The organism is Pseudomonas sp. 43NM1 (genome assembly GCF_002836905.1).
Classification (GTDB): Bacteria; Pseudomonadota; Gammaproteobacteria; order Pseudomonadales; family Pseudomonadaceae; genus Aquipseudomonas; species Aquipseudomonas prosekii.
Genome location: NZ_MKGS01000139.1, coordinates 19,269 through 34,006, shown reverse-complemented (window position 1 = coordinate 34,006; position 14,738 = coordinate 19,269). Strand labels below are relative to the sequence as shown.

Sequence of the window (14,738 nt, the reverse complement as noted above, 5' to 3'; positions counted from 1 at the left end):
CTTGGTAGAAGTGAGCCTGCTCGCGATGACGGACTGACAGACGACGACTTTGTTGAATGTTCAACCGCTATCGCGAGCAGGCTCAATCCCACAGGGGGCGGTGGCGTGCAGCCTGATCCTGACTGACATTGCTCCCACGTATATCTGTATTTTCCTTAGAAGAACCGCACACCCCCGGTGTGCAGGTTCTCACTGCGTGAGATTGCGTTATGGATGGTATTTTCCTGCAGCAACTGGTCAACGGCCTGACCCTCGGGTCGGTCTACGGCCTGATCGCCATCGGCTACACAATGGTCTACGGCATCATCGGCATGATCAACTTCGCCCACGGCGAGGTTTACATGATCTCCGCTTACCTCGCGGCGATCAGTCTGGCTCTGCTGGCATACTTCGGTATTGAATCCTTCCCGCTGCTGATGCTCGGCACCTTGATCTTCACCATCATCGTCACGGCGGTGTATGGCTGGGTCATCGAACGTGTCGCCTACAAACCCCTGCGCAACTCCACCCGACTGGCACCGCTGATCAGCGCCATCGGTATCTCGCTGATCCTGCAAAACTATGCACAGATCGCCCAGGGCGCCAAGCAACAAGGGGTGCCAACCCTGCTGACCGGGGCGTGGCGCGTCGAGGTCGGCACCGGTTTTGTGCAACTGACCTACACCAAAATCTTCATTCTGGTCGCGGCGTTTGCCGGGATGGCCCTGCTGACCTACATCATCAAGTACACCAAGCTCGGCCGCATGTGCCGCGCGACCCAGCAAGACCGCAAGATGGCCTCGATTCTGGGGATCAACACCGATCGGGTGATTTCCTATGTGTTCATCATCGGTGCAGCGATGGCGGCCCTGGCCGGCGTGCTGATCACCATGAACTACGGCACATTCGACTTCTACGCCGGCTTCATCATCGGGATCAAGGCGTTCACCGCAGCGGTACTCGGCGGGATCGGCTCGTTGCCCGGCGCCATGCTCGGCGGGATCATCCTGGGGATTTCCGAGTCGCTGTTCTCCGGTCTGGTGAACTCGGACTACAAAGACGTTTTCAGCTTCTCGCTGCTCGTTCTCGTTCTGGTCTTTCGGCCTCAAGGCCTGCTCGGCCGTCCTCTTGTGTCGAAGGTGTAAGCGATGTCTTCAACCACTCAAAAAAGCATTGATGTCAAAAAAAGCCTGGTTGACGCGATTCTTGCCGGCCTTGTCGCCCTGATTGTGTTCGGCCCGATTGTCGGCGTGGTCCTCGACGGCTACGGCTTCAACCTGGAAACCACGCGCGTGGCGTGGATTGTCGCCATTGTCATGGCCGGTCGGTTTGCCCTGAGCCTGTTCCTGCAAACGTCGAAAGGCCTGCGCATTCTCGAAGGCTTTGAAAGTACTGGCTCCGGGGTTCATGTACTGCCGCCCGATTACAAAACCCGACTGCGCTGGATCATTCCGATCCTGATCGTCGTCGCCGTGGTGTTTCCGTTTTTCTCCAACTCCTACCTGCTGGGCGTGGTCATTCTCGGTTTGATCTACGTGTTGCTGGGCCTGGGCCTGAACATCGTGGTCGGTCTGGCCGGGCTGCTCGACCTGGGTTACGTGGCGTTCTACGCGATTGGCGCTTACGGTCTGGCACTCGGTTATCAATACCTCGGCCTGGGTTTCTGGACCGTGCTGCCACTGGCGGCGATCACTGCGGGCCTGGCCGGTTGCATCCTCGGTTTCCCGGTGTTGCGTCTGCACGGTGACTACCTGGCCATCGTGACGTTGGGTTTCGGTGAAATCATCCGTCTGGTGCTCAACAACTGGCTGTCGCTGACCGGCGGCCCGAATGGCATGGCGGCACCGTTGCCGACATTCTTCGGCCTCGAATTCGGCAAACGTGCGAAGGAGGGCGGCGTCCCGTTCCATGAGTTCTTCGGCATCGCCTACAACCCGGACGTGAAGTATTACTTCATTTACGCGGTGTTGTTCCTGGTGGTTCTGGCCGTGCTGTACATCAAGCATCGGCTGGTCAAAATGCCGGTCGGCCGCGCCTGGGAAGCGCTGCGCGAAGACGAAATCGCTTGCCGCTCGATGGGCCTGAACCACGTGCTGGTCAAGCTCTCGGCGTTCACCATCGGCGCTTCGACGGCGGGTCTGGCCGGGGTGTTCTTTGCGACTTACCAAGGCTTCGTCAACCCGACCTCGTTCACTTTCTTCGAATCGGCATTGATCCTCGCCATCGTCGTTCTCGGCGGCATGGGCTCGACCATCGGCGTGGTGATCGCAGCGTTCGTGCTGACCGTTGCCCCGGAACTGCTGCGTGGCTTTGCCGAATACCGCGTGTTGCTGTTCGGCATCCTGATGGTGTTGATGATGATCTGGCGCCCGCGTGGCTTGATCCGGATCAGTCGTACCGGTGTGACACCGCGTAAAGGAGTAGCGCCATGAGCGAAGTCGTACTCTCGGTCGAGAAACTGATGATGCACTTCGGCGGCATCAAGGCATTGAGCGATGTCAGCCTGAAAGTCCACCGCAACTCGATCTTCGCCCTGATCGGCCCCAACGGCGCCGGCAAAACCACGGTGTTCAACTGCCTGACCGGTTTCTACAAGGCTTCGGGCGGCAAGATCGAACTCAACGTGCGTGGCCAGCAAACCAACGTCATCCAGTTGCTCGGTGAATCGTTCAAAGCGGTGGATTTCGTTTCGCCGAAATCTTTCCTCAGTCGCATGTACTACAAGATGTTCGGCGGCACCCACCTGGTGAACCGCGCAGGCCTGGCGCGCACGTTCCAGAACATTCGCCTGTTCAAGGAAATGTCGGTGCTGGAAAACCTGCTGGTGGCGCAGCACATGTGGGTCAACCGCAACATGCTCGCCGGCATCCTCAACACCAAGGGCTATCGCAAGGCTGAAAGCGATGCGCTGGACCACGCCTTCTATTGGCTGGAAGTGGTGGACCTGGTGGATTGCGCCAACCGCCTGGCCGGCGAGCTGTCCTACGGCCAGCAACGTCGTCTGGAAATCGCCCGGGCCATGTGCACGCGGCCGCAGATCATTTGCCTCGACGAACCGGCAGCGGGCCTCAACCCGCAGGAAACCGAAGCGCTGAGCGCGATGATCCGGTTGTTGCGCGATGAGCACGACCTGACCGTGGTGCTGATCGAACACGACATGGGCATGGTCATGAGCATTTCCGACCACATCGTGGTGCTCGACCACGGCATCGTCATTGCCGAGGGCGGCCCCGAGGCGATTCGCAATGACCCGAAAGTGATCGCGGCCTACCTGGGCGCGGATGAAGAGGAAGTGGTGCTATGAGCCAACCCATCCTCGAACTGAAGGATCTGGATGTGTTTTACGGGCCGATCCAGGCCCTGAAAAAAGTCTCGCTGCAAATCAACGAAGGTGAAACCGTCAGCCTGATCGGCTCCAACGGCGCCGGCAAGTCGACCCTGCTGATGTCGATCTTCGGCCAGCCACGGGCGGCGAGTGGGCAAATCATCTATCAAGGCGTGGACATCACCCACAAGTCGTCGCACTACATCGCCTCGCACGGCATCGCGCAATCGCCGGAAGGGCGGCGGGTGTTCCCCGACATGACCGTCGAGGAAAACCTGCTGATGGGCACCATTCCCATCGGCGACAAGTACGCCAAGGAAGACATGCAACGGATGTTCGAGCTGTTTCCACGGCTCGAAGAGCGGCGCACCCAGCGGGCCATGACCATGTCCGGCGGCGAGCAGCAGATGCTCGCCATTGCGCGTGCATTGATGAGCCGACCGAAGTTGTTGTTGCTGGATGAGCCGAGCCTGGGCTTGGCGCCGATTGTGGTGAAGCAGATCTTCTCGACGTTGCGCGAACTGGCGAAAACCGGGATGACCATCTTCCTGGTCGAGCAGAACGCCAACCACGCGCTGAAACTGTCGGACCGCGCGTACGTGATGGTCAACGGTGAGATTCGTCTCTCCGGCACCGGCAAGGAATTGCTGGTCAATGAAGAAGTGCGCAACGCTTATCTCGGCGGGCATTGATACGCCGCTGAAATAGAAAAAGCCCCGACGAGCAATCGCCGGGGCTTTTTTACGTCTTCAATACACTGAAAATCCCCTGTAGGAGCGAGCTTGCTCGCGATGGCGGTGTATCGGTCACATTGATGCTGGATGAGCTTGCGTCATCGCGAGCAAGCTCGCTCCCACAAGGTCCGTATGTGCGGTTTTGGGAAATTGTGGAAAACAATATTCACATGCTCTGAAACCGCGACATAAAGCCGCTGCAAATAGTTGTTTTGTCACGCTTTTGACTTGTCCCCGTTTGCTGTGGAGCTGGCTGTGAATAACGTGGGAGTAGCTGGCTGCAAGCCTTGCAAACCGTGGCTTGCAGAAGGATGGTCGTTTTTTGATCAGGCGTTTTTACGGGACTGACAGCGGCTGTTGTCAACCTTTTTGTTGAGGGTCAAAACGGCCGAATTCGCTGCCGGTCAGCCTGTGGATAAGTCTGTGGTTAAACTCTGGAAAGACTGCGCTGAGGGCCGTCGTTACTGGCTTGGCGCCATCGTCGGTTTGAGTGGTCAATCGTGCAAAATGCCATGGGCTACACGGTGGGGTGTTCAGGGTCAAGCGAAAAACTTTCGATTCTGCCCGCAAAGCCTTATACACAGCGGCTTGCAGCTTTTGCACTTGCCCCCAAAGACTGTGGACCGGCCTGTGGATAACGTGCGCGCACATGGCTGCAAGCCACGACGCACAAGGCGTTGCGCCGGTTGATCGTTTTTCGTACAGAAAACACGGCCCTTGTAGCAGCTGGCGGAGCCTGCGTTCGGCTGCGCAGCAGTCGTAATCCATACAACGCCACTTTCACTGTTTGCCGCCGATGGGCGACTGCTTCGCAGCCGAACGCAGGCTTCGCCAGCTGCTACATGAATGCGTCCAATTGGGGCGTGCCAGTTGCTGCTGCGGGCGCGCGCGGGCATGCTGGCGGCTGATTTTCTATTCCAATGGCTTCCGGTCAGTCGAAGCAAGGAGAACACGATGTCCAACACCCTGTTTATCACCGGCGCAACGTCCGGTTTTGGCGAAGCCTGTGCCCGTCGTTTTGCCGAGGCTGGCTGGAAGCTGGTGCTGACGGGCCGTCGTGAAGAACGCCTTAACGCCTTGTGCGCCGAGCTGTCGAAGCAGACTGAAGTGCATGGCCTGGTGCTCGACGTACGCGATCGCAAGGCGATGGAGGAGGCGATTGCCAACCTGCCGCCATCCTTCGCCAAGCTGCGCGGGTTGATCAACAACGCCGGCCTGGCATTGGGCGTGGACCCGGCGCCCAAGTGTGATCTGGACGACTGGGACACCATGGTCGATACCAACATCAAAGGCCTGATGTACAGCACTCGGCTGCTGTTGCCGCGCCTGATTGCCCATGGTCGTGGCGCCGGCATCGTCAACCTCGGCTCGGTCGCCGGCAACTACCCGTATCCGGGCAGCCACGTGTATGGCGCGAGCAAGGCGTTCGTCAAACAGTTCTCGGTGAACCTGCGTTGCGACCTGCAAGGCACTGGCGTACGCGTCAGCAATATCGAGCCGGGCCTGTGCGAGAGCGAGTTTTCGCTGGTGCGTTTTGCCGGTGACAAGGAGCGTTACGACGCCACTTACGCCGGTGCCGAGCCGATCCAGCCGCAGGACATTGCCGACACCATTTTCTGGGTAATGAACGCGCCGGCGCACATCAACATCAACAGCCTGGAGCTGATGCCGGTGAGCCAGACCTGGGCCGGTTTTGCGATTGAGCGCAAAGAAAGCAAGGCGTAAGACCGCGTAACGGCTATCGCGAGCAAGCTTTGCTCCTACAGGTTGGGTGGCGTGCGCCGGGATGGGCACGACCCATAACCACTGTGGGAGCGAGCTTGCTCGCGATGAGGTCATAACAGGCGACAACCGCACATCAGGTAGACTCCCTGCCCACAACCCAGTTTTCAGAGGAGGCTACGTGAGTAACCGAGGTGAGCAGTCGCTGCTCAAACAATCGACCATCCTGATGTTCGCCGTGGCGATCGCCGGGATCGTTACCGGTTTTGTTTCAGGTGCCCAATCCATCCTGTTCGATGGTTTTTTCTCTTTGATCGCGACCTTCATCAAGGTCCTGATGCTGATCACCGCCAAACTTATCGCCAAAGAAAGTAACCACCGCTTCCAGTTCGGCTATTGGCACCTGGAGCCGATGGTGTTGCTGATCGAAGGCAGTTTCCTGTTCCTGATTGCTATCTACGCCTTCCTTAATGGCGTTTTCGGCATCATCAATGGTGGCCGCGAGATCGAGCTGGGGCTGGTGATCATCTATGCCGCGGTGTTTACCGTGGTCGAGTTCGCCTATTTCTTCTACGTTCGCCATCGCAACCGCAAGCTCAGATCCACGCTGATCCAGTTCGACAACATCAGTTGGCTGGTCGACGCGATGCTCTCGGTCGGGCTGCTGGTGAGTTTCCTCACGGCGCTGCTGCTGACCTCTCAGGGTTACAACGAGTGGGCGGTGTATGTCGACCCGCTGATCCTGATCGTGCTGGCGCTGAGCATGCTGCCCCCGGCGTTCAAGATTCTGCGTCCGGCGCTGCGCGACGTGCTGGGGATTGCCCCGGATAAACTCGACGACAAAGTGCGCCAGGTGATGGATGCGGCGAAGGTCGAGCACGGTTTCGACGACTACAGCTCCTACGTGCAAAAGCACGGGCGGGCGCGGTTTATCGAGATTCACGTGGTGTTGCCGGCGGATTATCCGCTGCAAGGCGTCGGGCAACTGGATGCGTTGCGTGAGGAGATTTCGGCGAAGTTGGGTCAGGCCGATGCGGCGCGTTGGTTGACCATCAGCTTTACCGGGGATCGCAAGTGGATTGCGTGATTAGTCGGTGACCGCTTTGAGGGCCTCTTCGCGGGCAAGCCTCGCTCCTACAGATCGGTGTCGTTCGCATTATCGCGATTCAACACGACCCCTGTAGGAGCGAGGCTTGCCCGCGAAAGTGATCTGCCGGTTAGCGCAGATACTCAACCAACCCACGATAACAAGTCGCCAAATGATAAGGCGTGGTCGAAGGCATGTCCTTGCGGCTGACTTCGCCCGCTTCATCGCGGCATTCGAACCAGCCGCCGACATGCAGGAAGCGCTGCTGCAACGCCTGCAACTGGCGCAGCACCGGCGCTTCGCTGTGTGGGCGCAACGTCAGCGCTCGCAGGTATTCAGCCTGCGCCCAGATGCGTTGAGTCGAATCCTTGGCGCTGCCACCGTCCTGCAGATCAAGCATCGCCAGCACCGCGCCGCTGTGTTCATCGACGCCCAGGCGCTCGGTGAGTGCGAAGGCCCGGTCCAGTGATTCATGCAACTGCGAACCGCGCAGCAACGGCGACGACTCCAGCAGGAAATACCACTCGAACTGATGCCCCGGCTCAAACCAGTTATCCACAGCGCCCAACGGTTTTTCCATCAACACGCGGGTCTGCGGATCGACGAATTGTTCCTGCATGGCTGTGCATAACTTCAGCAGCGCGTCCTCGGCGGCGGCGTCTTCGCGCACCGACAGCGTGGCGAGGAAGGCTTCGGCCAGATGCATCAGCGGGTTTTGCAGCGGGCCGCTGTTCAGCGACGACCAGTCACGCTCAAGGCTGGCTTCGTACAGACCGTCGTCCGTGGCAAAACGTTGTGCGATGACTTGCAGCGCGGCGTTGAGCACCGATTCCACCAGGGGCTCGCGCACCTTGTCCCAATAATGGGCGCAGGCGAACAGGATGAAGGCGTGGGTGTAGAGGTCTTTGCGCTGATCCAGCGGCGCACCTTGCGCATCGATGCTGTAGAACCAGCCACCGTGCTCGGCATCGTGAAAGTGCTGCTGCAACGAGCGGAACAGCGCCGCCGCGCGCTCTTCGGCCGCCGGCAGCTGGCCGATCAGGCTGGAAAACAGGTACAGCTGACGCGCGCAAGCCATCGCTCGATAGCGCTGCGGGGGCAACGGCTGATGCTCGGCGTCCAGCGCTTCATACGGCAACGCCATGTCAGCGTTCCAGCCGGGACCTTGCCAGAGCGGCACGATCACGTCCTCGAAATGCTGTTGCACCGAGGCGAACAGGGCGGTCAATTCAGGCTGGGAGGCGGAGCGGGAAACAGAAAGCATTGGCTGGCGTCGTCACGGCAGGGGCGATTGCGCGACATGTTAGCAGAGTGAGCGCATTGATCGTTCCCATGCAGAACATGGGAACGATCAGTTGCGGGCAGATAAGAAATCAGCCCGCCAGCAACCACACCCCAGTCGCCGCCGACGCCGCGCCCGCGACGCGAATCACCGGCGCCGCTGCTGTCGGCAGCACGCGCACCAGCGCATAACCCGCCGCGTGCAGCGCCGCAGTCGCCACCACAAAACCGGCGGCATAGGCCCATGGGCTGGACATCTCGGGCAATTCCAGACCATGCGCCACGCCATGAAACAGCGCAAACAACGCCGTCGCACCGACCGCCATGCTCAGCGGCGGACGCACCGCCAGCGCCACGGCCAGGCCCAGCGCCAGCACCGACGCGGCAATCCCGTTCTCCAGCGCCGGCAGGCCTAGCCCTTCAAAACCGAGTATCCCGCCGATCAGCATGGTGCCGACAAACGTGCACGGCAGCGCCCAACGCGCCGCGCCTTGTTGCTGCGCGGCCCACAAACCCACCGCGAGCATTGCCAGCAAGTGATCGAGGCCGAAAATCGGGTGGCTGATCCCGGCGATCAAGCCGTTGTCGCCGTGGCCCGGGTGGGCCAAAGCGATCGCCGGCGTCAGCAGCAGGGCGAGGGCGCCGAGGATGCGTTTGAGTGTCATGGATAAGCTTCCTTGTTGATAAGTCGTGATCAGGCTGCGGTCAGCAAGCCCTGGCGTTCGATGAAAGCGATGATGTCTTCGAGGCCGAGGCCGGTTTTCTGATTGCTGAAGACAAACGGTTTGCCGTTGCGCATGCGCTTGGTGTCGCTGTCCATCAACTCCAGCGAGGCGCCCACCAACGGTGCGAGGTCGACCTTGTTGATCACCAGCAGATCGGATTTGCAGATCCCCGGCCCGCCCTTGCGCGGCAACTTGTCGCCGGCCGAAACGTCGATCACGTAGATGGTCAGGTCGGACAACTCCGGGCTGAATGTTGCCGAGAGGTTGTCGCCACCGGACTCGACAATGATCAGGTCCAGCCCTGGAAAGCGCCGGTTCAACTGGTCGACGGCTTCGAGGTTGATCGAGGCGTCTTCGCGGATCGCGGTGTGCGGGCAGCCGCCAGTTTCAACGCCGATGATGCGTTCCGGCGCGAGGGCTTCGTTGCGCACCAGAAAGTCGGCGTCTTCGCGGGTGTAGATGTCGTTGGTGACCACGGCCAGGTTATAGCGCTCGCGCAGCGCCAGGCACAGGGCCAGGGTCAGCGCGGTTTTGCCGGAGCCCACCGGGCCGCCGATGCCGACGCGCAGAGGTTGTGTGTTCATGTGCTTCTCCAGAAATAAAATAAAGCGCCCTAAGAGCGAAACAGGCGGCTGTACTGGCGTTCGTGGCCCATGCACGCCAGGGACAGGCCGAAAGCGGCGCTGCCCATGTGTTGGGGATTGATGTGGGTCGCGTATTGCTGGGCTTCTTGCAGCAGCGGCAGCAATTGGCTGGTCAGGCGTTGCGCGGCTTGCTGACCGAGCGGCAGGGTTTTCATCAGCACCGCCAACTGGTTTTCCAGCCAACTCCACAGCCACGCGGCCAAGGCGTCTTGCGCCTGGATGCCCCAGGCCCGTGCGGCCAACGCCCAGCCGAGTGCCAGATGCGGCTCGGGGCGTTGTTCTAGAAAGGCCCGCGCCGGCAAGTCGAGTTCCGGCAAACCATTGAGCAATTGCTGCAACGAGTAGCCCATCTGCCGACTTTCCTGATGCAGTTCACGGGTTTCGCGACTGGCGCGGTGCTCCTCGCAGCGTTGCAACAATTCGCACCAATTGTCGTCGGCGGCGGCGACGCAATGCGCCAGCAGCAACGGCGCTTCGAAACGCGCAAGGTTGAGCAACAATTGATCACTGATCCAGCGTCGCGCACTCTCGGCGTCCGTCACGCGGCCGTTATCCACGGCCATTTCCAGGCCTTGTGAATAGCTGTAGCCGCCAATCGGCAATTGCGGACTGGCCAGGCGCAGCAGCGCCCAGGCTGGGTTCATAAACGCACGCCGAATTGGTGCAGTTTCGGCGGGTAGTTGAAATCTTCGTCGCCGTGCCGCGAATGGTGATGGCCGCCACCGTAGGCGCCATGTTCCGGTTGGAACGGCGCTTCGATGTTTTCAACATTGGCATCCAGTTGTTCAAGCATGGCTTTGAGCACGTAGTCGTCGAGCAGGCGCAGCCAGCCATCGCCGACCTGTAGCGCCACGTGGCGGTTGCCCAAGTGATAAGCCGCGCGGGTCAGTTCGAAACTGTTGGCGCAGGTGACGTGGAGCAGTTGTTCGGGGCGCGCACAAACCCGCACCACGCGGCCGTCTTCGGCCTGCAGGCATTCGCCGTCATACAGCGGCGGCTGGCCACGTTCGAGAAACAACCCGACGTCTTCCTGTTCGGCACTGAAACAGCGCAAACGACTTTTGCTCCGGGCTTCGAAGGTCAGGTGCAACTCGGCGGCCCAGACGGGTTGAGGGTCGATTCTGCGATGAATCACCAGCATCGGAAAGCTTCCAGCAAAGGACAATGCTCTGGTTAGAGCAAGGGGCTTGCCAATCGGGCGAACTGTAGGAAAACCCTGACGGAGAATAGTAGTTGTTGCAGGATGTTGCGGGGATTTGAGCGATGTTGGTGCGTGAAGAATTGTTCATGCACCAAATGCGGGAGCGGGGCGGCGATACTCTGACTGGCGATAACCTGTAGGAGCAGAGCTTGCTCGCGAAAGCGGGTTACCAGTCGACATCATTGTTGAATGTGCCGACGCCTTCGCGGGCAAGCCTCGCTCCTACGGTTTTACCGTTTACTCAGTGCTGCCGAGCCCTTGCCAGTGCTTCAGCCCGATAAAGATGAAACGCAGTTGCTGCGTGATCTTCGCCTGAGGTGTCAGGTGCTCGGGCAATGCCTGGACGGGCGGATCAATAATGTCGGGCAAGGTGGCGAACACGCTTTTGACGATCAGGTCGGCCATGACATTCAGCCCGGCGATGTCCAGATGCTGCAATTTCGGCATCAGCGACAAGTCGGCCGCGAGGTCGGAACTGATGTCTTCGCGCAAGCGGCCAATCGCCTGACGCACCGGCATCGAGCCGCCGTACTGCTCGCGGGCGAGAAACAGAAATTGCGAGCGGTTGGCGCTGACCACATCGAGAAAGATCCGCACCGAGGCATCGATGATGCCGCCCATGACGAATTCGTTATGGCGTACCAGGCGGATGGTTTCGCGGAAGGTCTGGCCGACTTCGCTGACCAGCACCAGGCCCAGTTCGTCCATATCGGCAAAATGCCGGTAGAAACCGGTGGGCACGATCCCGGCGGTTTTCGCCACTTCACGCAGGCTCAGGCTGCCGAATCCTCGGCCGCACTCCATCAGATGCCGAGCGGCGTCCATCAAGGCGTTGCGGGTCTGTTGTTTCTGTTCGGCGCGGGGCAGCATCGCAAAAGTGTTTTCTGGACAGGACTGCGGCGCACTCTAGCAAATCGGCTTTGCTGGCGTCGAACGGGAATCAGGGTTTGCAGCGGGGAACGAGGGTGGCGCTATTGAACATGGTTATAAACAGGCAAAAGCCCAATCCGGGTGATTGGGCTTTTTTTCTGGGCCGCCATGGGCTCAGCTCACTGCGCTGTTGCGTTCGATAACACGATCACCACCACCTTCGGCAACGGCTTGGCCTTGTGGGGTTTTGTCGTAGCCATCTTCAACCAGACCTTTTTCTTCAAGACGGTTGCGGCCGTTTTCGGCGACTGCCTGACCTTGAGGAGTTTTGTCGTAGCCGTCTTCGGCAACAGACTGGCCTTGTGGAGTTTTGTCGTAGCCATCTTCGGTGATCAAGCCTTTTTCCTTCAGGCGATCATTACCACCTTCAGCGAGGGTCTGACCTTGTGGAGTGCGGTCGGAACCGTCGGCTGCTACGGTGTGGCTGTATGCCGAGTGGCTGTCTTTGATTTGCGGTGTGGCTTGTTCGGCGGCTGGCAGAGCGAAAGCAGTGCTGGCCAGCATCGAGAGGGTAAGACTAAGCAGTAATTGGCGTTTCATGATGGGTTGCTCCTTGGGAGGGCGATAAATTGGGTACGAGGGCAATGCTACTCTCGATAAGTCGATATAAAAGTTCATAAACGCAATGGTAATAATCAACAGAATTGATTGTTCTGCGCAGAGGCTCTAGATCGGGCGTTTCAGGCGGGCGGTTTTGCACCGAGGTGGGTAGTTTCGACCCATTCGCGCCGCACAACAGTGCGGGACCGGTAACGCTTGAAGCGTGCGCACTGTGTCGGCGGGGGATTATTTCAACGTTAAGCGCCAATCCGGTTAAACCTGAGCGGCGTTTTTCAGTCGTAGATTTCATGGCAGGCCAGTTCTGGCCTAACGTTTCACACATGCGTCGCAGTCAGGGCGCTCAGTCGTATTCAGGAGCCCTGTGCAATGACGCGCACTTCTAAAATAATCACCTGGACCCTTTCCACCCTTGTCGTGCTGTTGGCGATCCTGGTTTTGGTCATCGTGTTCTTCGATTGGAACCGGATCAAACCGCCGCTCAACGCCAAAGTTTCCGAAGAACTGCACCGACCGTTTGCCATCAACGGCAACCTCGCGGTGGTGTGGCGCCGTGAACTTGATGAGGCCGGCTGGCGCTCGTGGGTGCCGTGGCCGCACGTGGTGGCCGAGGACTTGAGCCTGGGCAACCCGGACTGGTCGAAACAGCCGCAGATGGTCACGCTCAAGCGCGTCGAACTGCGCATTTCGCCGCTGGCCTTGCTGGCGCAGCGCGTGGTCATCCCGCGCATTGACCTCACCGAACCCAACGCCGAGCTGCAACGCCTGGCCGATGGCCGCGCGAACTGGACGTTCAAATTCGACCCGAAAGACCCCAACGCCGAGCCGTCGAATTGGGTGGTCGACATCGGCGCCATCGGTTTCGACAAGGGCCACGTCACCCTCGACGACCAGAGTTTGAAAACCCAGCTCGACGTATTGATCGATCCGCTGGGCAAGCCGATTCCGTTCAGTGACATCGTCGGTGACAAAGCCGCGAAAACTGCGGTGGAGAAGGGCGCAGCGCCGCAGGACTACGGGTTTGCGATCAAGGTCAAAGGCCAGTATCACCAGCAGAAACTCACCGGCGAAGGCAAGATCGGCGGTTTGCTCGCCCTGCAGGACGCGGCCAAGCCGTTTCCGCTGCAAGCGAAAGCGCAGATCGCCGACACTCGTGTCGAGCTGGCGGGCACGCTGACTGATCCGCTCAACCTGGGTGCTTTGGACCTGCGGCTGAAACTCGCCGGCAGCAGCCTGGCCAATCTGTACCCGCTGACCGGCGTGACGCTGCCGGATTCGCCGCCGTATGCCACCGACGGTCACCTGATCGCCAAGCTGCATGACGCGAACGGCGCGCAGTTCCGCTATGAAGGCTTCAACGGCAAGATCGGCGACAGCGATATTCATGGCGATCTGGCGTATGTCGCCAGCAAACCTCGGCCGAAGCTCAGCGGCGCGCTGGTTTCCAATCAACTGTTGTTCGCCGATCTGGCGCCGCTGATTGGTGCCGATTCCAACGCCAAGCAAAAGGCCCGTGGCGGTGAGAGCAAGCAGCCGACGGACAAGGTGTTGCCGGTCGAGGAGTTCAAAACCGAGCGCTGGCGCGATATGGACGCCGATGTCGAATTCACCGGCAAGCGCATCGTCCACAGCGAGAAACTGCCGTTCAATGACCTCTATACCCACGTGGTGTTGACTGACGGCGTGCTCAGCCTCGAACCGCTGCGCTTCGGCGTCGCCGGCGGCAAACTGGATGCGCAGATTCGCCTGAATGGCCGCACTGAACCGTTGGAAGGCCAGGCCAAACTGACGGCGCGGGGCTTCAAGCTCAAGGAGCTGTTCCCGACCTTCGAACCGATGAAAACCAGTTTCGGTGAGCTGAATGGCGACGCCAACATTGCCGGGCGCGGCAACTCGGTCGCCGCATTGTTGGGCAGCTCCAACGGCAAACTGAAAATGTTGATCAATGACGGCGCGATCAGCCGTGAGTTGATGGAACTGGCGGGGCTTAACGTCGGCAATTACGTGGTCGGCAAGATCTTTGGCGACAAGGAAGTGAAGATCAACTGCGCTGCGGCGGACTTCGATATCAAGACCGGCCTGGCGACCACGCAGTTGTTCGTCTTCGATACCGAGAACGCGATTATCTACATCGACGGCAACGCCAACATGGCCACCGAGCAACTGGACCTGACGGTGACGCCGGAATCCAAAGGCTGGCGTTTGATATCGCTGCGTTCGCCGCTGTACGTGCGCGGCAAATTCATCAAGCCGGACGCCGGCGTCAAAGCCGTGCCGCTGATGTTGCGCGGGGCGGGGATGGTTGCGTTGGGCGTGATTGCTGCACCGGCGGCAGGCTTGCTGGCACTGGTCGCACCGAGTGGCGGCGAACCGAACCAGTGCGAGCCACTGCTGCAGCAGATGAAAGCCGGCAAGGCACCGGTGACTGTCAAACCGAGCAAGTAACCCGAATAAATCGTTCTCATGCTCAGCGTGGGAACGATCATTCTGCGGCGCTCATGAAAACGCCTTCGCGGGCAAGCCCCGCTCCTACAGGTATCGTCTTGACCCTG

Annotated in this window: 14 protein-coding genes; 7 read left to right on the top strand and 7 right to left on the bottom strand. The window is 59.7% G+C overall.

Features of this window, described 5'->3' with window-relative positions; translation table 11 throughout:
* Positions 1–209 precede the first annotated feature (209 nt).
* The 6 genes from BI292_RS13955 (at position 210) to BI292_RS13925 (ending at position 6,847) form a co-directional block, all read left to right on the top strand.
* On the top strand, positions 210–1,124 hold the full coding sequence (locus BI292_RS13955) for a branched-chain amino acid ABC transporter permease LivH (RefSeq protein WP_092274045.1): 915 nt from the start codon (positions 210–212) through the stop codon (positions 1,122–1,124).
* Positions 1,125–1,127: 3 nt separating this feature from the next.
* Entirely contained in the window at positions 1,128–2,411 is a 1,284-nt protein-coding gene (gene livM / locus BI292_RS13950; protein ID WP_092274042.1) for a high-affinity branched-chain amino acid ABC transporter permease LivM, read from the top strand.
* The gene (locus tag BI292_RS13945; protein WP_092274039.1) at positions 2,408–3,283 is read left to right on the top strand and encodes an ABC transporter ATP-binding protein; all 876 of its coding nucleotides are present in this window, start codon (positions 2,408–2,410) and stop codon (positions 3,281–3,283) included. Before livM ends, BI292_RS13945 begins: the two co-directional genes overlap by 4 nt.
* On the top strand, positions 3,280–3,996 hold the full coding sequence (locus BI292_RS13940; RefSeq protein WP_092274036.1) for an ABC transporter ATP-binding protein: 717 nt from the start codon (positions 3,280–3,282) through the stop codon (positions 3,994–3,996). The genes BI292_RS13945 and BI292_RS13940 overlap by 4 nt, the downstream gene beginning before the upstream one ends.
* A gap of 996 nt (positions 3,997–4,992) precedes the next feature.
* Entirely contained in the window at positions 4,993–5,763 is a 771-nt protein-coding gene (locus BI292_RS13930; RefSeq protein ID WP_101208196.1) for an SDR family oxidoreductase, read from the top strand.
* Between the two features lie 178 nt (positions 5,764–5,941).
* Positions 5,942–6,847, top strand: coding sequence for a cation diffusion facilitator family transporter (locus BI292_RS13925; protein WP_101208195.1), 906 nt, complete (start codon positions 5,942–5,944; stop codon positions 6,845–6,847).
* Between the two features lie 130 nt (positions 6,848–6,977).
* On the opposite strand, the gene BI292_RS13920 is transcribed toward BI292_RS13925, so the two are convergent.
* The 7 genes from BI292_RS13920 to BI292_RS13890 form a co-directional block, all read right to left on the bottom strand.
* Complete coding sequence (locus BI292_RS13920) at positions 6,978–8,111, bottom strand: AGE family epimerase/isomerase (protein ID WP_101208194.1); 1,134 nt, start codon at positions 8,109–8,111, stop codon at positions 6,978–6,980.
* Positions 8,112–8,220: 109 nt separating this feature from the next.
* Entirely contained in the window at positions 8,221–8,793 is a 573-nt protein-coding gene (locus BI292_RS13915) for a HupE/UreJ family protein (protein WP_101208193.1), read from the bottom strand.
* Positions 8,794–8,822: 29 nt separating this feature from the next.
* Complete coding sequence (ureG, locus tag BI292_RS13910) at positions 8,823–9,437, bottom strand: urease accessory protein UreG (protein ID WP_092274021.1); 615 nt, start codon at positions 9,435–9,437, stop codon at positions 8,823–8,825.
* Between the two features lie 29 nt (positions 9,438–9,466).
* Complete coding sequence (locus tag BI292_RS13905; RefSeq protein WP_101208192.1) at positions 9,467–10,141, bottom strand: urease accessory protein UreF; 675 nt, start codon at positions 10,139–10,141, stop codon at positions 9,467–9,469.
* Positions 10,138–10,638: an urease accessory protein UreE gene (gene ureE, locus BI292_RS13900; protein ID WP_101208191.1), complete on the bottom strand. Its 501-nt coding sequence runs from the start codon at positions 10,636–10,638 to the stop codon at positions 10,138–10,140. Before ureE ends, BI292_RS13905 begins: the two co-directional genes overlap by 4 nt.
* Before the next feature lie 297 nt (positions 10,639–10,935).
* Positions 10,936–11,568 (bottom strand): TetR family transcriptional regulator, encoded by a 633-nt coding sequence (locus tag BI292_RS13895; RefSeq protein WP_092274012.1) that lies wholly within the window; start codon positions 11,566–11,568, stop codon positions 10,936–10,938.
* A 174-nt stretch (positions 11,569–11,742) separates the two neighbouring features.
* A complete protein-coding gene (locus tag BI292_RS13890; RefSeq protein ID WP_092274009.1) occupies positions 11,743–12,168 on the bottom strand; it encodes a hypothetical protein in 426 nt (141 codons plus the stop codon).
* 387 nt (positions 12,169–12,555) lie between these two features.
* Here BI292_RS13890 and BI292_RS13885 point away from each other — a divergent pair, with 387 nt between their 5' ends.
* Complete coding sequence (locus tag BI292_RS13885) at positions 12,556–14,631, top strand: AsmA family protein (protein WP_101208190.1); 2,076 nt, start codon at positions 12,556–12,558, stop codon at positions 14,629–14,631.
* Positions 14,632–14,738 lie beyond the last annotated feature (107 nt).